This is a genomic window from Armatimonas sp. (genome assembly GCF_964826245.1).
The window spans coordinates 1-19,961 of sequence record NZ_CBAYMC010000055.1 but is presented as its reverse complement, the minus strand read 5'-3'; the positions used below and the strand labels follow the sequence as shown (position 1 = coordinate 19,961).

The following is a 19,961-nucleotide window of genomic DNA, read 5'->3' as shown; positions in this document are numbered from 1 at the left end:
GAAGAACATCCCCTGCCGCTTAGACGTCAAGCCCGGCAAGAACCACGGCTGGGTTGGAATCGAGAGCGAGCTGGTCGTCATGGCCGAGTGGTTCGAGAAGTACCTTAAGTAGCCGCCCAATAGAATTAGGCGTCGACAGTGGCGTCGTTCCTTCGCCGCAAAGCCTGTTCCAGGCTGGGGAAATCGGTAGCCCGGCACGGGCTTTGCGGCGGAACGCCATTGCAGACGCCGATTTCCAATCGGCGGCCATTAGGGGCCGGTCATTCGGTGGGCATAGAAAATACTGGCCATAGCAGTGATCGCTTCTTGGCGGACATCTGCGTCAGGGTGCTTTAGCAAAGGACGGAGATAAGGAATCGCCTCTTTTTTCTGGGACTCTCCCAGTGCAAGCAGGGCACTCCAACGAGACTCGTGGTTTGTAGAGTGTAGAAACTCGGCGACAATTTTTATCCCTGCACTACTGAGCCCAGCGACCGCAGGGAAGATCTCATATGCAATATTGTCTCCTGGCTGCTGTGCTCGCTTCATGAGATGGGAAATCGCACGTGTGTCCCCTAGCTGAAGTAGGGTATCGGAAAGAACCATTGCTTCCGTGTTGCCTGAGTTCTTTAAGTGCTCAATAAGAAATTCAAAGGCACGGGGGTCGCGCTGGTATCCCAGAGCGCGGTAGGAAGCGAATGCACGGTCCACAGGGCACTGGGTTAAGTAGCGAAAGCACTCGTCGGTGCGGATTCCTCCGAGGGCACCTGTGGCGCTTGCCGCCAGCTCTCTCTCTGCTCCCTCGGCTACCGCACGCAAGGCGCTGAAGGTGTGGGGGTCGCCGATCTCTCCGAGGCACTCAACAGCAGTAACCGAAAAGCGGCTCTTGCTGGGGCGCTCTAGCCAGCGCAGGAGCGGCGTAACAGCGGCTTTCTCTTTGAGAGCGGCAAGAGCGCGTGCCGCCGCCAGCGCGGGGAGGATGTCGTCGTCAAGCTGCTTGAGAAGCTGTGGCGTGGCGCGGGGATTTTTCGCCCCGACGAGCGCGGTTGCGGCCCGCTCCCGGACAAAGGGATCGGGGTGCTGTAGCGGCTCTAGCAGCGCCTCGCGTGCAGGTTTCCCGATCTGGGCCAAGCTGGCTGCCGCGTTGTCACCAAGATCAAGATCCCCGATTCCCTCCGAGGCGAACAGATGGCCATGACCGATGGGCAGGAGCTTGATCAGCGCGGGGATGGCGCGTTTTTCTCGTAGCACACCAAGCGCACGAATCGTGGCGATCCGAAGGTCTTTATGTGCTTCCAGGCTCTGGAGGAGCGTTTCGGAAGCACGCGCTCCTCCTAATCTTCCCAGCGCTTGTGGGCCTTCCCAGCCAAACTGATTCAAGCGCGCCGCAATGGGTGCCACCGCACGACGATCCCAAAGTAGCCCCAGTATTTTGCAAGCTTCCCAGGAGATACTCTCTGCCTTGTCGTCAAGAAGACCGATCAGCGGCTCGACGGCACGCTGCCCTACCAAGACCACAATTGCCTCGCGTACTTGATACCGCTCGTAACTCTGAGTCTTCTCGTGGAGCTGGGCTAAGAGTTTGGGAAGGGGATCGTCTTTCATGAGATTTATGGTGCGGCGGCGACCTCCAGTTTTTGGGTGGAGAGGACTTTTTCATCCAAGACGAGCTGGACGGTGTAGGTTCCGGGGGTGAGAGTCCTACCCGGGGCAAAGCGGGTCTGGCCGGGCTGGCGCAGGTCCCACCCGAGGCGCTGGATGCCTGCGGTCATCGGGGCTTCAAGCTCGCGCACGACGTTGTCTTTGTCGTCGCGGACGGTGACCGTGAGCTTGCCCTTTACCTCGGTCGGGAGCCAGTAGGTGAAGTAGGTCGGCCAGGGGTTCGGGAAGTTGATATTTCCCTGCGCCGCCCGGATATAGCCCAGCTCAGGATAGAGCGTAGCCTTGCGTGAGGGGAGAAGCGTCGCGGCACTCGGCATACCCGTTTCGAGCTGGGCGAGGGCACGAAGGGCGGTGATGTCATCCAGGATATAGCCGCCGCGTCCGAACGTCCCGACCACAAGATCGCTCCAGTCGGGCTGGATGGCAATATCGCGCACCTCGATGGTCGGAAGGCCGTTTTTGAGAGGCAGCCAGTGTGTGCCGCCATCGAAGGTCACGAAGAGACCGAACTCTGTACCCACAAAGAGTAGCTTAGGATTCTTCGGGTCCTCGGCGATGGTCCAGACAAAGTTCCGGGCGGGAAGATCCCCTGCAATGCTCGTCCAGGTCTTGCCGCGATCCACGCTCTTCAGTACATACGGCTTGAAGTCGCCGTGCTGGAAGTCGTGGAACGAGGCGTAGACCGTGCTCGTGTCGTGCTTCGAGGCCGCAATATCGGAGACCGTTGCCATCTTGGGCACACCGGGGAAGTCCTCCTCTTTGCGCCAGGTCTTGCCATCGTCTTCGCTGACCTGGATCAGGCCATCGTCCGTCCCTAAGTAGACAAGTCCCTTCACGTTCACCGACTCATCGAGAGCATTAGCAACTCCAAAGTCCGTGGTGCTTCGATGCCGATTAACAGCATTCTCGTCCCAGACTTTCCCCATTACCGGAAGCGTGTTGCGATCAATATTGCGCGAGATATCGCCCGTCAGAGGCTTCCAGCTCGCGCCTTTATCGTCGCTCCGAAACACCTTGTTGCCCGCCATCCAAAGAGTATTGGGGTTGTGAGGACTGATCAGAAATGGCGTGTCCCAGTTCCAGCGCCCTCGCTCCGTCAGCGGCAGGCGTGGCGAGGCACTGACACCGACGCCTGTTTTTTTATCCAACCTTTGGAAGCTCCCGTTCTGGCTACTGGTGTAGAGCGTGTCCGGATTCGTGTAGTCGGCGCGGGCTTGGAAGCCATCCCCGCCACCGACAGTCTCCCACTCGCTCATCCGCACGCCCTGCGGTGCCAGTGAGCGCACGGGCGCACCAATCGTGCCATTGTCCTGCATCCCGCCGTAGACAAAGTAGAACGGCTTTCGGTTATCTGCCTCCAGCCGATAGAACTGCGAGAGAGGCAGGTTGTTAAAGTGCCGCCAGCTCGCGCCGCCATCGTAGCTCTCATAGAGCCCGCCGTCACAGCCGAGAATCAGGTGCTTCGGGTCGGTGGGATCGAACTCAATGTCGTGGTAGTCCACGTGGGTATTCCAGCGCTGGCCCGTAAACGTCTTGCCACCGTCTGCACTCATCGTAAAGAGCGTATCCACGGCCCAGATCTTATCGAACGTAAAGGGATCGGGAAAGATCTCGCCGTAGTACTGCGCATCGCTCGGCCCCCACGCGCTCATCTTCTCCCACTGCTCGCCTTTGTTTTTGGACCGAAAGAAGCCGCCCTCTTTCCCCGAGGCAGTTACTAAAGCATAGACCACCTCAGGCTTCTGGGGCGAGACGGCAACCGCAATCCGCCCTTTGTCCACCGTGGGGAGCCCCTTATCCAGCTTCTTCCAGCTCTTGCCACCGTTGTCGGTGCGGTAGATCATGCCCTCGGGGCCACCGGCAACCAGCACGCCCGTGTGCCGTCGCCGCTGGTAGGACGCCGCATAGATCGTGTCGGGCTTCTTGGGGTCGAAGACAATGTCCGAGATACCCGTGTTCTCCGAGACCGTGAGAATCGCCGCCCAGGTCTTGCCGCCATCGGTGGTCTTGTAGAGCCCACGCTCTCCTCCCGGCGACCAGAGCGGCCCTTGCGCGGCAACATAGACCGTGTCGGGCTTGCGTGGGTCAATGAGGATCTTACCAATGTGCTCGGACTTCTCCAGGCCCATGCGCTGCCAAGTCTTGCCCGCATCGGTGGATTTATAGACCCCGTCACCAAAGCCGACGCTCCGCTGCGACGAGTTCTCGCCCGTCCCCAGCCACAGAACGCTGGGGTTCTTCGGATCAATGACCACCGTCGCTAGGGAGTACGAGCCATAGCTATCGAAGATCGGCGTAAAGGTCAGCCCCCGGTTCTCCGTCTTCCAGAGCCCGCCCGAGGCCGCCGCGACATACCAGATGCTCCGGTTGGTCGGGTCAATGGCCACATCGGCGATGCGCCCCGTGGTGAGGGTCGGGCCAATACTACGAAGCGCAAGGCCACCAAGAGGATCATTCCCCGCCAGCCCCACCACCCTCGCTACGCGGGGTACCCGGACGGGGGAGTTTAGGGAGTTTAAGGTAGCAAAAAACGAGACGGCAAAAATAGCAGGGTTCATGATGCGAGCATTATACCTGCTACCCTCCTCCCCCTGCCCCTCCTCCCAATCCTGGGAGGAAGGGGAAAGGAGGGGAGCCAAAGTTTTTTCGGACACCCCTCTCTCTGACCTGCCTCCGCAGGGTTGGGAGGAGGGGCAGGGGGAGGAGGGATCTCAGAGCCGAGGCGCAGGTGGCCTTATGGGATCAGCAAAAGGCTGAACGCCGATAGCTTTGGTCTTGCGGGCGTAGACTTTCCCGTCTTTGGTCAGTGCGTAGAGTGTGCTTCCCAACCAGGCAAGCTGCGTCGTGGGCTCTAGCGACGGATTGACAATGATCCCATTCACCCGCCCGGCTTGATCCAACACCTGAATCCCAAACGGCGAGGCGACATAGAGCCAGCCGTTCTTGTCCGTCACCATTCCGCCTGCGTTGGATTTCGTCTCGCCGTAGTTCACGTAGACCTCATGGTACGGTTGCTGGTGCGCCAAACTGCCGTCGGGCTGTATCTGGAAAGCGTGGATATAGCGCTCGGTCGCGCTGGAGACCATCAGAAGCGTCTGATCTGGCACCAGTGTAACGCCTGACGCATCCGGCACGCTACCGACAATCTTGGGCTTGAGCTTGCTGTCTGCCGGGATCAGCCAGATGCTGCCATTCGCGCTGGTCACATACGCATTCCCGTTCTTGCCCACCACGATCTGGCGCGGCGTGGGAATCTTCACCTCAGCCTTGCCATCGGCGGATGCAAACACGACACGCCCACTGCGCTCCAGAGCGGTAAACAAGCGCCCATCGGGGCCGGTCGCAGCGCCCGAGATGGGACCACTGAGCCGCCAGAGCTTGGTAGCATCGCTCGCCAGCGACGTGATTGGCGTGATGTCTCCCGACAGCTGCCACGGGTCGGCGGCGGTGACGATCTTGGTGATGGGCTGTGGGGTGTCGGTGGCAACGGCGATGGGGGCGGGCCAGCCTTTCCAGATATAGCGCAGGGCATCGGGGAACAGGGCGGTGGACTGGACACCGTCGTGAGCCCCTTCGCCCCAGGTCATCATGGCTTCGTAGCGCCCGAACTTCAGGCCCGCCGCCAGATCCATGTTGCCAATCGGCCAGCTCCCTGAGTAGATATCCTGGTCGTTCTTGCCGTCTTGCTGGAAGACGCGAATCGGCTTGGGCTCGAACTTGCGCACCAGAGCGCCGTAGTTGGTTGCGCCGCGCAGATCCGTGTAGGAGCCGATAAAGCTAATCACACGCCGGAAGGCATCGGGGCGAAAGAACGCCGCCGTGAACGCGGCGATTCCCCCCGACGAGCCGCCTGCAATCGCGTGATCATTGGGATCTTTAGAGAGATTGTATTTTTTGCCGACTTCGGGGAGAACCTCGTCCATCAGAAATTTTGCGTAGCGATCCGTCGGGGAGTCGTACTCGTAGCTGCGGTTGTAGCGGGGCAGCGCATCTTCTTTGGTAGGTGGGACAACTCCTGGCGTGATAAAAATCCCAATCGTCACCGGGATCTCTCCCTTGGCGATGAGATTATCTAGCACCGTGGTGTCACGAAAGCCACCGCCATCTTGCATGACTAAGACGCAGGCAGGCTTCTTGGGGTCGTACTGCGCCGGGATATAGAGCCGCATGCTGCGCTCTGTGCCAGGAAACCACTTCTTACTGACAAACTTACTGCTCTCCGTGCGCCCCTGCGGCACTCCGGCCTGTTTCTCTGAGTCCGGTGTCAGAGGATAGACATTTTGAGCATAGACAGGCCCCACACAGAGCGCGGCCAGAGCGATAAACGTAAAACGCATAGGGAAATCTCCTAGGAGAAACTTCGCCGTCCCTCACAGGATTCCCTCCAACAACTCTATCGAACTTCTTCGAGAATGACTCCCGTCCGCTTCCCAGGTGGAATCATGAGCATATCTTCGATAGAATCAGCTCTGACATGGAACCTATTTTTGAGACGCGCCGCGTGCGCACTGCCGCCACCTGGGGTATTCACGATGAGTTAGTGCTGATTCACGCAGGGGGCCAGCTCGGGCGGCCCGGAATGCAAGACCAGTGCTACCCCTACCGAGCACATCCCCATTTTCGCTGGCTGACAGGCCTCTCGGTGCGCGATGCGGTGCTCGCCTTTGACCCAAGTGAGGGCTGGACGGAGTTTTTCCCCACGATCACTCCCATGGACACGGTCTGGGAGGGGCTTTTACCGCTCAACCGTGGTCGTGCTCTGAGTGAGCTCCCCGCATGGCTGGAGAAGCGCCAGGACAAGACCATCACCCACCTAGGAGCGGGCCATGATCAGACCACGAGCCTCCTAGAGCAGCGCCTGCTAGAGGCACGCCGCCCCAAAGATGAAGCGGAGCTTCTCTTGATGTACAAAGCAGTCACAGCCACCGCTGCCGGATTCGCTGCCGCACGCGATATTCTGCGAGACGGACTCACGGAGCGCGAGCTTCAGATCGAGATCGAGACTGCCTTTGCCCGAAACGGGGCTACGGGAGTCGCCTACGATACCATTGTCGGCTTCGGCCCCACGTCGGCGATTTTTCATGCGGAGCCGGGTAGCCGTGCCCTAAAGCTCGGTGAGCAGGTCTTGATTGATGCGGGAGCTGAGGTCGAAGGCTACTGCGCCGATGTCACCCGCACGCTCCCCGGCCCGGGCGGTTTTACCAGCCAGCAAGCGGAGATCTATGCCCTCCTTGATCGTGTCGAGCGCGCCTGCTGTGATGCCTGTCGCCCCGGTGTTGAGTGGCATGAGATCCACCGTATGGCTGCTCGTGGAATCGCGGCGGGCTTGAGAGAGCTAGGGATTCTTCGCGCTACCCCCGAGGAAGCGCTGGAAACCGAGGCAATTGCCCTCTTCTTCCCGCATGGTGTGGGGCATCTCGTCGGGCTGGGGGTTCGAGATGCTAGCGGCGTAGGGCCAGGACGAGGTGAAAAGCGCCGCTGCTGTGGTGTCACCCCCCGCTGCGATCTAGCACTAGAGCCCGGTTTTCTCGTCACGGTTGAGCCCGGAATCTACTTTATTCCCACGCTCCTCAACGACCCTGTCAACCGCGAGAGATTCGCCGCCCAAGTAGACTGGCCCACGCTCGACAAGTGGCTCGTGCCCGGCGGCTTCCGGATCGAGGACGATATTTTAGTGAGTGATAGCGAGCCGATTAACCTGACCGCCGAGATCCCCCGCTAGCGCACGAAAGGACTCACACAGCTCCCTGTAGCCACCAGAGTTCGGTGCCTGCGGGGAGACCTTCGGGGTCGAAGGGGTAAGAAATCGTCAGGTGCACGGAGTCTGTCGGGCTGACCAAGGCCGAGCCGTCGGAAAGCCTGAGAGCGGGAATCCCAAAGGCCAAGAGCTGGGCGCTCATAATGGTTCCATTAGGGTACCGAAGCTCCAAGATCTCACCGGGCTTGAGGCGCTTCAGCTCGGGGCGAAAGTCCAGCTCCTCCATCGCAAGGCCGGGCTGTAGGTAGACACCTAGCTCGTCGCGCTGGCCCCTTGCAATGGTAAGTACAAAGATCGCCACTTACAGAATCTTTATCAGCTCGATCTCAATCTCACCGAGCTTGCGCTTGCCACCCACTTTCATGCCCTTCACGGCAGCTTCTAGCGTGGGATCTAGCTCACCGGAGCCTACCATGAACATCTCCGCCGGGTTCGCAGGCTTTGTTGCGCCGTACCGAACCACCACAGTCTGTCCCAGTGTTACCTCAGCCCCCGCTCCAACAAGAATATCGGTCGCCGTGCCGGAGAGTGGCTCAGGCGACGCAAGTGGGGCAGGCGACGGAAGTGGGGCAGGCGAGGCAGGTACAGGGGGCTCAAAAACCGTGGGGGGATGCGCCCCCGGAGCTTGTGGAAGCCAGCGATCCAGCGCGGGGTACTTGGTCACCACCTGAGTACGGCTCCAAGCCAGCCCTCGGTTCAGGTGATTGGGAGCCCACTTCCGGGCCAGCCAGAGTGCACCACTCAGCAGCAAGATCAGCACCACCAGGCAGCCACAGCAGCCCCCTCGGCCACGACGTGGCTTCGCTCTACGGGGACTGCCTGCGGACTTTGGGCTCACTGCACCTGTGGGCATGGACTAGTTGACCTTCAGGAGCTCAACCTCAAAGACAAGTGTCGCACCAGGGGGAATCGTGCCCTGACCTTGATCACCATAGCCGAGTGCAGGAGGGATTACCAGCTTGCGCTTTCCACCCACTTTCATGCCAGGAATCCCCTCGTTCCAGCCTGCAATGACCCCACCAGGAAGGGAGAGAGGGAAAGGCTTCCCGCTATCTTTGGACGAGTCGAACTTGGTACCATCGGTGAGCCAGCCGGTGTAGTGCACCTCGATACTGGTTCCGTTCTTTGCCTCTTTACCGGTTCCGACTTGGAGATCCTCGTACTTGAGCCCATTGGCCATAGTGACTGCCTTTGAACCAAGCTTTGCCTGAGGCCCATCAGGTGTGCTCGCCGCAGCCGGAGCCGGGCTAGAGGCGCTTGCAGGGTCAGCAGGCGGCGGGGCATCCTTCGGGGCTAAGAATTTTCCCACGACAAAAAGTGCGACGAGGATTCCCAGAGCAATGACAATGGGTTTGACAATAGGATTGTTATTCATAGTTGTTATCCGTTTACTTCCAAAAGTTCAAGGTCAAAAATCAGCGTACTATTCGGGGGAATGTTCGCTCCAGAGCCAGTCGCTCCGTACCCGAGGTTTGAGGGAATGATGAGAAGCCGCTTTCCTCCCACTTTCATCGAAGCCACGCCCTCATCGAAGCCCTCAATGACTTGCTTGGGATTCGCTCCCACTTTGAAGCTAAACGGGGTTCGTCCCGGATTCAGCGAGGAGTCAAAAATGCTCCCGTTGAGTAGTGAGCCTGTGTAGTTCACGATCGCGGTCTGCCCCGAGTTCGGGGAGACGCCTATCCCTACGAGCTTATCAATGTACTTGAGTCCACTCGAATTGGTGACAATGCTGCCAACAAAGACCGCCTGAGAAACACTCGTTCCCGCAACCGTCACCTGAACGACGGCATAGCCCGTCGCCACGCCGGTCGCGCTTCCTGCCGGAGTTATCGTCAGCGCATCGCCGCCACGGGTGACCGAGAAGCTTGCGCCTTCTGTCCCCACGGGAACATCCACACCGTTGGTATCTTTTACGGTAATGGCGACGGTTTTCGTTTCCGCCACCGCAAGATTTTGCAGCTCGGGAATAGTGACAGTGACATTGCCGGTGGGAATCACCCGAACACTGGCGACAGCGCTCTCCAGACCGGGGATCTTTGCCTTCACCTTGAGCACGCCCAGCTTAGCCCCCGTCACGCGCCCTGCGTTCGTCACGCTACCCGTATCCGCACCACTGGTCACCTCAAAGGTGAGCTGCGCGGGGTCGTAGCTGATGGGGCTGCCATCGGCATCGGTGAAGCTGAACTCCAGCGGCTTGTTCTCTCCGACCTTGACGCTCTGGCCCGCCGCAATGACGCCTGTCGCGGTTCCGGGCGCACGCACTTCGATCTCAAAGGGATCGCTGGTTTTGCCATCGAGCGCAGCGCTTACCCGAGCGACTCCCGCCGCTTTTGCCGTGAGCTTGCCATCGGGTGTCAGGGTCGCCGCCTCACTGCCACTGAGCAGTGTGAAGGTCGCCGAGCCCGCTGAGACGGCAACCGCGGCCCCATTTCCATCGGTCGCGGAGAGCACCAGATCCGCACTCTGGCCCACCGTGAGCCGCGCAGGGCTGGTGATCGCCACTTTCTGGACTTTTCCTACCAGAAGCACTTCCCCTGCCCCGGTTCCATCATCGGCGAGGTTGATCGCTTTACTGGCGGTTCCCACCACCGCACCCGTCCCCCCCTTGCCCGCATAGAACGTCACCGTGAGCAAGTTCGGCCCCGGAGCCACTTTCTGGGGTGAGACATAGCTCTGTGTGTAGCCTGCGGCATCCGCGGTTCGGTCAATCGCGGGGAAGCTCCCCTGCTTGACCGAGACAACGGCGGAGAGCGCGGAGCTGGGGGCATTGACACCACGGCTCCGTGCCGCCCACGCAATATCCAGCTTGAGTGCCGTGGTGGCCACTGTGGTGGTGGAGCTATCCCCTCCTCCACAGCCAGCCAGAACAAAGAGAGGGGTGGCGAGCATTAGAGCAGCCAGAAAAACGGGTCGTCGCATGTGAGCCTATTTTACCGCGAGCAGTTCGACATCGAAAATCAGAGTCGCATTCGGAGGAATGACCCCGCCCGCACCCGCCGCGCCGTAGGCCAAGTTGCTAGGGATTGTCAGGGTTCGTCGCCCGCCCACTTTCATAGACGCCACGCCTTCGTCCCAGCCCTTGATCACCATGCCTACCCCGATGGTAAAGACAAACGGCTGATTGCGATCCCGCGAGGAATCAAACTTGCTGCCATCGAGCAGGGTTCCAGTGTAGTGCACCGAGACCGCACGCCCTACTACAGGAGACTCTCCCGTACCCACAACCACATCTTCATATTGTAGCCCAGAGGCCGTCGTAACAGTTGACATGCCTAACAGTTTACCAGATAGGGTATACCCAAGGTCTGATGAACTCTGAAAAGCTTCTTTCCTACCTGCTAGACACCGCTCAAGATCTCCTCTCCACCGCGACCTACGAGAGCCAGACCTACACAGCGCCCGTGATTGTCCACTGGCTCGCCGGACTGCTTGAGTCCACGGCCCCCGATGTCACGCCGCTCTTGATCGCCATCTCCGATCCGATAACCGGTGAGGCGATTGAAGAGATCACTGGCGAGGCCCTCTTAGAGCTGCGCCTCAAGCTCCCCGATGGCACGGAGCTTTCCGCAAGCCGCACGCTGGTACGCGGTTAGTGAAAAAACCTACTCGTAGACAAAAGCATCGTTGATGTAGGGGCGCAGGTAGGCGTCGCTCATGTAACCAAAGCCCCTGTCGCTCCAGTTCGGCCCGGCCCAGTTGGCGAAAACCCAGAGCTTGCCTTCCTCAGAGTAGCCCACGAGGGCGAGGGAGTGACCATCAAAAACGTCTGACGCGGGGATATAGTCCATCACGGAAAGCCCCTCGATATTTATGTCCTTGCCTTTACCGCCCTTGGGCCAGCGCAGGCCAATCGCGACCGGAGTCCCGCGCCGAAGCAGCGCCTTGATCTCCCCGACTTGCCTCTCGGTGATGATTTCTTTGGTGCTCCAGGACTTAACAAAGTGCCCCTTGAGGCGCGGCGTCTGCTTGGCTTTGTCGAGCACCAACGCATCGGGCACAAGCGCAGGGTTGTAGTGGGCCGCGTAGGGAAGCGCACTCTCGCTTGCCATACCGTAGCGCTCGTAGCCCGCCGCGATCCGGTCAAAGAAGTCGCCGTCTTTTTTCTGCCCCGTCGCCGTGTTCTTGGCCCAGTTCAGAAACTCCACCGAGAGCGGCTCGGCGAGCTTGCGCTTCTTGCGGAGCATGAACTCAATGCAGAACGTCATCGCAAACACACTGCACGTCCCCCGGCTCCCCTGCGAGCGCACCGCCATCTTGAGTTTCGCGACATCAGGCCGCAGATCCACATCGAACTTCATCTAATCTTCCCCGATCTTGATGGCTTTTCCGTAGATGCCGTGCTTACCCACCCAGCCATTGATCCCGCCCCGGTTGTTGCCGATCTGGAACCGCTCACCATCTATGGCCTTGATGAGGTGCAGGTAGTCCTTGCCACCACAGCGCACCAGCACGACATCGCCGACGGAGAGTTCCGAGAGTGCAACGGCAGCCACAGTGACCAAATCACCATCGTTGACGCGGCCTTTCATGGAGTGCCCTCTTGGCCGAATCTGCACCGTCTCGCCGCGCTGCAAGCCTTCAATGGCGAATTTTGCCCAGCTCATCTGTCCACTATCCTTTGTGCCTCACGGTTTTCCCGGTTTTGCTCCTAGTTGCTTTAGCGCCGCAAGAGTATTGTCTTGGACGCCCATACCATCTTTGTACTTCCGTCCGGGGACGGCATAGTCTAGCGGTGTGTAGCCCTCGTTGTCGGGCGTGTTGATCGTCCCCAGAAGCGGCCCCAATTTCTGCAGGAGCGTGACCTTGCCCTTGTCCTCGAAGACCCAGCGTCCACTTGCCGCTGCGTGCAAAAGCGTCGCACCGTCCGGAGTCTTCTCCTTGGGGTCGGCTCCAGAGGCTACCATCAGCTCATAGACTTCAGGGAGCCCGCACTCTGTTGCCAGATAGAGCGGCGTGCGCCCGTCTTTGTCTCGGAGATCTAGCCGTCCCCCTGCCTTGATCAGAAGCGCATACTTGGGTGCCAGAGACTTATCTTCCCAGCCCTGGTACTCCTCGACCTCCTCAAACGGATCGTGCAGGGGTGTTCCACCCTGATTATTTTTGAGATTGGGATCTGCCCCCCGCGCAAGAAGCAGCTCCAGAATCTCTTCTCCTTGGTGGTGCATGACCAAGTGGAGGGGAGTGCTTCCGAACCAATTTCGAATATTAGGTGACACCCCGGCATCCAGAAGAACGCGACAGGTAGCCAAGTCCTGCAAAGTAACCGCTTTGTGAAGCGGAGTTTGCTCATCGTAAGCATCAAGCTGGTTCGGACTCACACCAAGACGCAGGAGGAGCTGAACCTTAGCCGCATTCTCGCCGGGTTCTTTCCGAACCATCACCGCTTCCTGACCGACCATCACCGTTTCTTCACCCACTACTAGCGCCTTTTGCTGCCCAATAGTGTTGTAGAGAAGCTTCGGCCCACCGACAAAGCGCCACCAGCCAGCGGTAACCACCAGCACGATCCCACAAAAAGTCCAGGCAAGTGGCTTGACCCAACGACGTTTCATCTAGTCGCCGATCTCGCTTTCTTTATCGCCGAGGGTTCCGTGCCACTCCCAAGCCTGATCAAGTGCGGCTTCGACTTGGGCGAGCGTGCGGGTCTCGCTCTGGGTGATCGCGCCACGCAGACGTGTCGCGCCGGGGATGCCTTTGAAGTAGTGCGGCAGCAGGCCACGCAGCTCGCGGACGCCGATATTCTCGCCCTGCTGGTGGCACTGAAGCCGGGCGTGCTGGCGGGCGATGGCAAAGCGCTCTTCGATACTGGGGCCGGGGCCGTAGGTGCCCGTGGCCAGATAGTCGGCGATTTGCTTGAGGAGCCAGGGGTTGCCCAGCGCCGCCCGTCCGACCATCACGCCGTCACAGCCCGTCTCGCGCACCATCCGCGCCGCATCTTCCGGCGTCTCAATATCCCCGTTTCCTACCACGGGAATCAGATCCCCCACTTCGTCTTTCACGCGGGCGATAATGCTCCAGTCGGCGGTTCCCGAGAAGCCTTGGCTGGCAAAACGGGCGTGCACGGCAATGGACTTCGCCCCGAGCTGCGCCGCTGATTTGGCGAACTTAATCGCCGTAATATGCGGCTGCGTAAAGCCTGCGCGAACTTTCACCGTGACGGGCTTGTCGGGGACGGCGTCCACCACGGCCTTCACCACGGCCTCCGCTTGGCAGATATCTTTGAGCAGTGCTGCCCCCGCGCCGGTCTTGGCCACTTTGGGCACCCAGCAGCCCATGTTGATGTCCACACCGTCCGCACCCGCATCGCAGACAATCCGCGCGGCCTCAGCCATGACTTGCGGGTCGGCACCAAAGAGCTGGCAGAAGCTCGGGTACTCGTCGGCACTCCAGTCGAACATACCAAGGGTTTTTTCGTTCTTGTAGTGGATCGCCATCGAGCTAATCAGCTCTGTCACCACGAGACCACAGCCGCCGAGCTGCTTGCAGATCACCCGAAAGGGATGCGATGTAATCCCGGCCATAGGAGCCAGAACGACGTTGGGAGAGATATCAATATTTGCAATTCGCACGATAGTATTCTATCGCGTAGGCTTGCCACCTTTAAAAACTCGAATGAAGTGATCTGCCATCTTTATAGGGAAGTTTGGATTTGGCGAGAGTGGACGAGTGGGCATGTGACAAGAGACACACTTTTCTTTGGGATTGACAGGGCAGGTTTTCTGAGGAGCGGAGTGGCACGAGAGACAGGTCTTTTCGTATTGCTTTTGATCCGTCGAGGCATCTTCATGCGGGTTATGACAAGTCGTGCAGCTTAGCTTGTCTTTACTCTCTTTAAAACAGCGGCTCAGCGACAGCCCGTACGGCTGAAAACGCCCCGTTGACTTCTTCGCGCTCGCACCCATCCGAGACACGTCTTCCGCCGTCCGATGGCAGCTCCCACAGACCTGGTTGATCTTCTCGCCCCCTGCCTCCCGGAGCACCACGATCTCCTCGCGCGTAAACGGGGTTTTTGCCTCCCGTGCGGCCACGTGGCGAGCCCCTGCCCCATGGCACGACTCACACCCAACACCATAGAACGACCGGTCGGGCTTGAGCTGTCCTGCAGGCTTAGTCACCGAGTGGCAGCCAATGCAGCGCTGGGTACTGGCCAGATCATGCACCTGCCCGACAGTCGTCGCTGCCAGATTTTCTTGACCTGGCGTCACCACCCACTTTTGCTTGTTATGGGGAAAGTAGCTCTGGCGCATCTCCAGGCAGCCACTTGGTTCCAGCGCAATGTAGGTAATCCCAGTCTTTCCCGAGCCAAAGGCCAGGTCCAGCGGGACATTGATCTCCTCACCGGTGTCTTTCTCCGAGGTGATGATCACAAGCTCCTCCTCCAGCCAACCGAGCTTGATCTCCCCCGGAATCATGCCCGTGGGCGGCGCGTTTTCGCCGAGATCAGAGCGCATCGTGTCGTGGAGGGTCTGCATATGACGGGTTCGCTGGTGGCTACCAAAGTTCTTGGCGTGGCAGGGGGCACAGGCCGTGTTGCCCACGAAGTTATTTTGGGCACTATTTGACATCCAGCCCCCTCCCGTGAGGGTAGACTTCTTCTCCGGAACCTGCGGGTTGCACGCTGCCAGAACGAGCAGCAGTCCTAAGCTCAAGACACCAATGAGAAAGTGGAAGGGAACACGCATGACTCTCTCCGAAGTATACACGACTTTCTCGGCTAGAAACTTAGGAAGTAAGGTAAAATAAAAAATACATCAACAATGCTATTTTTCCGACAATGGAGCTTATGGATATGAAAAAATACGGTCTTCAGGCTTTCGGCCTCTCTCTTTTCGGTCTCTCTCTTCTAGCACTCAGCGGCTGTGGGGCCGTCAACAATGTGATTAACTCGGTGATCCCTGAGGTTGATAATCTGGTCAAGCTCAATGGTACGACGGTGGATGCGACTGTGGGTTCAGGGCGTGCCGTCATCTCGGGTAATGTCAGCAAGAGCGCGGAGTTTGGTGATACAGAGCTTCCTCAGGTCTCGCAGCTGAGAACCATGCGCTTGCGCCAGAGCCTGGATACGGCCATTCAGGTGACGATGCCTAGCGGCACGAGCTTACCTGCTTCTTTCTCGCTCAGCAATATTGCCCTCCGAATCCGCCTTTCGGACAGTGACACACGTGCAACAGAAGCATCCGCCACATTCTCCGGCCCCGTCACCTACACCCGTGACGGCACAACCAGTACCTACCGAACGACCACGCCGGTAGAAGTGGCCAATATCACGTTTAGCAACACCACGTTTTCGACGGCCCGCGATATTATCACCACCGCTCCCAGCCCCAACACCGCCAGTGGCCGCCTGAGCTTCGACACCGACGATACCCAGCTCCCCAACGGAACAGTCTTGCGATTCACCTTCGTAAATGGAAAAGCTAAAGTCGAGCTGTAAATAACCCGCTCTCCTGAAAGCCACTCGTAAACCGTCTGGCTTTCAGGGGAGCGTTTGTCTTTCCGGATTCCCGACGATAAAATAGTTCCTAGAGAAGATCATGCCAAGCCCCTTCCCAGGAATGGATCCCTATCTGGAAGCGCCAGAAAACTGGCACGGAGTCCATCAAAAACTCCTTGCCTACCTCTGTGATGCTCTGAATGAGTATCTCCCGTTACCCTTTGCTGCTGTCTCCGAAGAGCGCTGCTATATTTTGGAGAGCGAGCGCGAAATTGTCCCCGATTTTGCGATTGTACGCCCTTTTGAACCACCCACTACGTCACCACAAACCCACGGAACGGCACTTTTGGAGCGCATCACGATCACTCCTGCCGAAGAGCTAGACCTAGAACCTGTTGAGGTGACACACAGATTCATTAATATTATTGCTGTTCGAGACCGAGAGTTAATTGCCACAATTGAGCTACTTTCTCCCATCAATAAACGGGGAGAAGGCCGTGAAAAATACCTCAAAAAACAGCAAGAAATTCTAAAGAGCGATATTCACCTTATTGAGATTGATCTTCTGCGCGGCGGCGAGCACACTGTGGCGGTTCCTCAAAAAATGCTACATCAGAACGGAAAGCCTGACTCCTCCTTAGTCTCTCTGAGCCAGGCACACCGACGGCACAAAGCCTACTACTGGCCCATTCGCTTGGAAGATCGTCTCCCAACGATCCGCATTCCCCTCACCCCAGATGTCGCAGACATCCCTCTTGACTTGCAGAGCGTGCTGGATATGGTTTATGACCGGGGAGCGTATGCACGCCTAGTGGACTACCATCACCCGCCTACGCCGATGCTAACTCCCCTACAGCAGAAATGGGCCGATGGTTATTTAGCAATGCTCTAGGCTCGGCGCGATAGAGCCTTGCTATGCCCGAGCTTTATGAAATCCGCGCCACCTACGACAGAGAGACCATCACGGTCTACCAGGCGTACAACGCAGCCATCGCCGACGCCGCACTAGCCGCCCAGACCTTTGTCGCCCCGTTCTCTTTTCACCGCATGACTTGGATCAAACCCTCTTTTTTGTGGCTGATGGAGCGCAGCAACTGGGGCCAAAAATCCGGCCAAAAGCACATCCTCGCCATCAGAATCAAGCGCACGTGCTGGGATGAAGCCCTCGCGCTAGGTGTTCTGACGCACCCCGAGCCCACGCTCTGGCTCAACCCCGATGACTGGCGCATCGCCTTCGCCTCAGCTCCCGTCCATATTCAGTGGGATCCAGAGCGCAGCCTACGCGGAGCCGCACTTCCCTACTTTTCGATTCAAGTTGGCCTCAGCCGGCATATCATTCAGCGCTACACCGATGAGTGGATCGTAAGCATCGAAGACAAAACCCCTCTGGTGCGCAAGCTCCACAAGCTTATCCAAACGGGACGGGCAGACGCCGCCAAAAAGCTCCTGCCCATGGAAAGGATCTACCCCATAAAGATGGTTATCGGAAACCCTTTATCAAGGCACTAATCACTAAAATCGCCCACAACACTGCGGGAAGAGTTCCCGCATAGATTCCCAAGGAGGCCCATGGGTGCAGGAAGCTTCCTGTACGCTGAAGAAATCCTCCCTTCGGACGGGACTGCCAGCAGTCGAGGAGCCAAACCCATAGCCAATTCAGCCCATACGCCAGCAGGAGCAGTAGAGGCAAACTCAGCGGGAATCGCCGACAGAGTGGCAGGAAAAATCCCGACGCCATTACCAAACCCAGGACAACGGCGAGAGTCACGACAAGGCAATCGCCATTGTTCCAAAACGCTGCCTCTCGCCGTCGTCGCATGGTGGTTGCCTACAGCGTCCTTAGGTGGAAGCCGCCGTCTATATTGATGACCTCGCCGGTCGAGAACGGGAAGTCGCCGCGGGCAATTGCGGCGACGGCTCGCCCGATGTCTTCGGGAAGGCCCCAGCGACGGATCGGCCACGCGCCGCCCTCAATCGCGCTGTCGTATTTCTCTTTCACGCCCGCCGTCATGTCGGTCGCGATCACGCCTGGCCGCAATTCATAGACCCGAATCCCGTACTCGGCCAGCCGCGCCGCCCAGAGCGCCGTGGTCATCCCCAGCCCCGCCTTGGAGATGCAGTAGTCGCCCCGATTTACGGAGGCAGTGTAGGCCGAGATGCTCGACACGGTCACGACTTGCGCATTGCCACCACGTGCTATCATCTCCTTTGCCACGCGCTGCGTCAGAAAGTACGGGCCTTTGAGGTTAATATTGATCAATCTATCGAAGCTCTCCTCACTCGCCTCCAGCACATCGGCGCGCACGCTCGGCGCAACCCCAGCATTGTTCACCAGTAAGTCAATCCGATCCGCCACGGCCAGGGTCTCGTTTACCAGCCGGTCACGATCCTCCGCCACCGAGACATCGGCGCGCACGGCTAGCGCATCCCCGCCCGCTTCCCGTACCAGCGCCACACACTCGTCGGCGGCAGCGGCATTGCCCGCGTAGTTCACCACCACAAACCACCCGAGCTTGCCCAGCTCAATCGCAATCCCACGTCCAATCCCACGCCCCGCGCCCGTCACCAGCGCAACGCCCCCCGCCCCCAAGATAGGGGGAGCCAGTGTACTCATTTCGTCGCTCCATCCACCGGGGAGGCGACGTCTTCTTCGGTGGGGCCGTCCACCCAGGTCTTGAACTCCGACGGGAGCGAGTCCTCGGGGTACGGGGTGACACCTCTCCCCAACCCCTCACCTAAAGGCAAGGGGCTACTGGGGCGGATGGCTTTCCAGAGGGCTTCGACGAAGAAGTACTCGCTGAAGAGGCAGGCTTCGTGGACGCCGATATTCTTGTGGATGTGGTAGATCGAGCCGTTAAGAATCCCCTCAAAGCCCGGTGTCTTGTCGCCAAGGTACTGCTCACAGCAGAGCTCTAGGCTACGGATGGCCCAGGCGCGGTAGGCCGCGCCCTTGACGGGATCGGGGCACACGGCGGCAAGATCGAGCAGGCCCGAGGCGGCGATGGCGCTCCCCGACGAGTCTATATCTTGGTTGGGGGCATCGAAGTCCCAGGTCGTGACGCCGCCGCCGGGGAGCTGGGTAAGCAGATAATCGGCGTTGGCCATGGCGGTCTGCAGATAGATCGCGCGGCCCGTCTGTTGGTAGCTGCGGGTGAAGCCGTAGAGCGACCACGCCAGGCCACGCGCCCAGCAGGAGTCGCCGCGCCAGCCTTGGTGGGTGCTCTGACGCAGGCACTCGCCGGTGGTCAGATCGAAAATCGCTTCGTGGCTGGTCGAGCCATCGCCACGGACAATCGTCCGGCGCGTGGTCTCGCAGTGGCGGTGCGCGACTGCCAGCAAGTGCTCGTCAGAGAGGCGCAGACCGGCGCGGAAGATCGTCCCGACATTCATCATGATGTCAATGAACAAGCTCGCGGGCTCGACAAAGCTGCGCAGGTACTGCCCGTTTGGCATAAAGCGCATCGCCATGGTCTTGCCGGCTTGATCCAGAAGTGCGTTGATGTGTGCCTCAGGGCCGCCGAGCTCCAGCCAGCGCAGGTGCGTGGAGAAGAAGAGAAAGCCGAGGTCGTGGACGGCTCTATCGTACTGGCGCGGCTCTAAGGGCGTGCTGCGCTTCACGGCTTCGTCGAGCCAGAAGCTCTCACCGGTGGCCTCCGCGAAGAGAAACATCATGCCGGGGTAGAAGCCGTCGCACCAGTGCGTCCAGCGCTTCGTGTCCTGGCCAAACTTGCCATGGACAGTGTACATCGGGTAGTAGTCAGCGGGATAAGCGGCGATCAGGGCTTTCACCTGGGCCTGCGCAAAGGCAAAGCCACTCTCAAGAGTTGCGTTCACAAGACGCAGTATACCTAGGTTCCCCACTCCCGCTCCAGCGTCTCCCAGTGAAAGAGCTGCGACTGAAGCGCACGGCGCATGGCCTTGGCGACATCGCCCGCCGTCACGAGGTTCTTGGGCCAGAGGGGCTTGAGGGGCTGCTCAAAGAGAAATGCCCTGCAGAGCCATGCTCCCAAGCTGCTGAGAAAGAGCCGTCCCAGGAGCGGCGCGTTGTCAATCCGCATCACCACGACGGTCACCACGGCCCAGAGCGCCAGCGCTCCCCAGGATTTTTCAGAGAGAGGCCACCAG

The 19,961-nt window shown here is 59.2% G+C and carries 20 protein-coding genes and 1 pseudogene; 5 read left to right on the top strand and 16 right to left on the bottom strand.

Translation table 11 applies throughout. The annotated features are described in order from the left end of the window. Nucleotides 1-249: 249 nt before the first annotated feature. The 3 genes from AC1XOS_RS07560 to AC1XOS_RS07550 form a co-directional block, all read right to left on the bottom strand. The gene (locus AC1XOS_RS07560) at nt 250-1,584 is read right to left on the bottom strand and encodes a HEAT repeat domain-containing protein (RefSeq protein WP_481961605.1); all 1,335 of its coding nucleotides are present in this window, start codon (nt 1,582-1,584) and stop codon (nt 250-252) included. Nucleotides 1,585-1,589: 5 nt separating this feature from the next. Then, the gene (locus AC1XOS_RS07555) at nt 1,590-4,199 is read right to left on the bottom strand and encodes a WD40/YVTN/BNR-like repeat-containing protein (protein ID WP_481961604.1); all 2,610 of its coding nucleotides are present in this window, start codon (nt 4,197-4,199) and stop codon (nt 1,590-1,592) included. A gap of 153 nt (nt 4,200-4,352) precedes the next feature. After that, the gene (locus AC1XOS_RS07550; RefSeq protein WP_481961603.1) at nt 4,353-5,978 is read right to left on the bottom strand and encodes an alpha/beta hydrolase-fold protein; all 1,626 of its coding nucleotides are present in this window, start codon (nt 5,976-5,978) and stop codon (nt 4,353-4,355) included. A 137-nt stretch (nt 5,979-6,115) separates the two neighbouring features. Here AC1XOS_RS07550 and AC1XOS_RS07545 point away from each other — a divergent pair, with 137 nt between their 5' ends. After that, the gene (locus tag AC1XOS_RS07545; protein WP_481961602.1) at nt 6,116-7,363 is read left to right on the top strand and encodes an aminopeptidase P N-terminal domain-containing protein; all 1,248 of its coding nucleotides are present in this window, start codon (nt 6,116-6,118) and stop codon (nt 7,361-7,363) included. A gap of 13 nt (nt 7,364-7,376) precedes the next feature. On the opposite strand, the gene AC1XOS_RS07540 is transcribed toward AC1XOS_RS07545, so the two are convergent. The 5 genes and pseudogenes from AC1XOS_RS07540 to AC1XOS_RS07520 form a co-directional block, all read right to left on the bottom strand. Further along, on the bottom strand, nt 7,377-7,700 hold the full coding sequence (locus AC1XOS_RS07540; RefSeq protein ID WP_481961601.1) for a hypothetical protein: 324 nt from the start codon (nt 7,698-7,700) through the stop codon (nt 7,377-7,379). Continuing rightward, on the bottom strand, nt 7,701-8,252 hold the full coding sequence (locus AC1XOS_RS07535; protein WP_481961600.1) for an FKBP-type peptidyl-prolyl cis-trans isomerase: 552 nt from the start codon (nt 8,250-8,252) through the stop codon (nt 7,701-7,703). A 3-nt stretch (nt 8,253-8,255) separates the two neighbouring features. Next, nucleotides 8,256-8,579 carry an FKBP-type peptidyl-prolyl cis-trans isomerase gene (locus tag AC1XOS_RS07530; protein WP_481961606.1) on the bottom strand — a complete coding sequence of 108 codons (324 nt, stop codon included), beginning with the start codon at nt 8,577-8,579 and terminating at the stop codon, nt 8,256-8,258. Between the two features lie 200 nt (nt 8,580-8,779). Next, complete coding sequence (locus tag AC1XOS_RS07525; protein ID WP_481961599.1) at nt 8,780-10,321, bottom strand: FKBP-type peptidyl-prolyl cis-trans isomerase; 1,542 nt, start codon at nt 10,319-10,321, stop codon at nt 8,780-8,782. A gap of 6 nt (nt 10,322-10,327) precedes the next feature. Beyond that, nucleotides 10,328-10,666 (bottom strand): annotated as a pseudogene (locus AC1XOS_RS07520) (FKBP-type peptidyl-prolyl cis-trans isomerase); the annotation flags it as partial. A gap of 44 nt (nt 10,667-10,710) precedes the next feature. Here AC1XOS_RS07520 and AC1XOS_RS07515 point away from each other — a divergent pair. Continuing rightward, a complete protein-coding gene (locus tag AC1XOS_RS07515; protein WP_481961598.1) occupies nt 10,711-10,995 on the top strand; it encodes a hypothetical protein in 285 nt (94 codons plus the stop codon). A 9-nt stretch (nt 10,996-11,004) separates the two neighbouring features. Here AC1XOS_RS07515 and AC1XOS_RS07510 read toward each other — a convergent pair whose 3' ends face one another. The 5 genes from AC1XOS_RS07510 to AC1XOS_RS07490 are packed head-to-tail and all read right to left on the bottom strand — an operon-like array spanning nt 11,005 to nt 15,084. Then, complete coding sequence (locus AC1XOS_RS07510) at nt 11,005-11,700, bottom strand: C1 family peptidase (RefSeq protein WP_481961597.1); 696 nt, start codon at nt 11,698-11,700, stop codon at nt 11,005-11,007. Then, a complete protein-coding gene (locus tag AC1XOS_RS07505; RefSeq protein WP_481961596.1) occupies nt 11,701-12,006 on the bottom strand; it encodes a S26 family signal peptidase in 306 nt (101 codons plus the stop codon). Nucleotides 12,007-12,027: 21 nt separating this feature from the next. Continuing rightward, nucleotides 12,028-12,954, bottom strand: a complete 927-nt coding sequence (locus AC1XOS_RS07500; RefSeq protein WP_481961595.1) for an ankyrin repeat domain-containing protein — start codon at nt 12,952-12,954, stop codon at nt 12,028-12,030. After that, the gene (dusB, locus tag AC1XOS_RS07495) at nt 12,955-13,971 is read right to left on the bottom strand and encodes a tRNA dihydrouridine synthase DusB (RefSeq protein ID WP_481961594.1); all 1,017 of its coding nucleotides are present in this window, start codon (nt 13,969-13,971) and stop codon (nt 12,955-12,957) included. Between the two features lie 9 nt (nt 13,972-13,980). Continuing rightward, on the bottom strand, nt 13,981-15,084 hold the full coding sequence (locus AC1XOS_RS07490; protein WP_481961593.1) for a multiheme c-type cytochrome: 1,104 nt from the start codon (nt 15,082-15,084) through the stop codon (nt 13,981-13,983). A gap of 101 nt (nt 15,085-15,185) precedes the next feature. Between AC1XOS_RS07490 and AC1XOS_RS07485 the strand changes: the two genes are divergently transcribed. The 3 genes from AC1XOS_RS07485 (at nt 15,186) to AC1XOS_RS07475 (ending at nt 17,345) form a co-directional block, all read left to right on the top strand. Continuing rightward, a complete protein-coding gene (locus tag AC1XOS_RS07485) occupies nt 15,186-15,836 on the top strand; it encodes a hypothetical protein (RefSeq protein WP_481961592.1) in 651 nt (216 codons plus the stop codon). 100 nt (nt 15,837-15,936) lie between these two features. Beyond that, complete coding sequence (locus AC1XOS_RS07480) at nt 15,937-16,728, top strand: DUF4058 family protein (RefSeq protein WP_481961591.1); 792 nt, start codon at nt 15,937-15,939, stop codon at nt 16,726-16,728. A 23-nt stretch (nt 16,729-16,751) separates the two neighbouring features. Continuing rightward, nucleotides 16,752-17,345: a DUF4291 domain-containing protein gene (locus AC1XOS_RS07475; protein WP_481961590.1), complete on the top strand. Its 594-nt coding sequence runs from the start codon at nt 16,752-16,754 to the stop codon at nt 17,343-17,345. A 319-nt stretch (nt 17,346-17,664) separates the two neighbouring features. On the opposite strand, the gene AC1XOS_RS07470 is transcribed toward AC1XOS_RS07475, so the two are convergent. From AC1XOS_RS07470 to AC1XOS_RS07460, 3 genes are all read right to left on the bottom strand, one after another. Further along, a complete protein-coding gene (locus AC1XOS_RS07470; RefSeq protein WP_481961589.1) occupies nt 17,665-18,450 on the bottom strand; it encodes a 3-ketoacyl-ACP reductase in 786 nt (261 codons plus the stop codon). Next, entirely contained in the window at nt 18,447-19,670 is a 1,224-nt protein-coding gene (locus AC1XOS_RS07465; protein ID WP_481961588.1) for a glycoside hydrolase family 88 protein, read from the bottom strand. The genes AC1XOS_RS07470 and AC1XOS_RS07465 overlap by 4 nt, the downstream gene beginning before the upstream one ends. A 14-nt stretch (nt 19,671-19,684) precedes the next feature. Next, nucleotides 19,685-19,961: hypothetical protein (locus tag AC1XOS_RS07460; RefSeq protein ID WP_481961587.1), on the bottom strand; the 277-nt coding region annotated here is incomplete at its 5' end.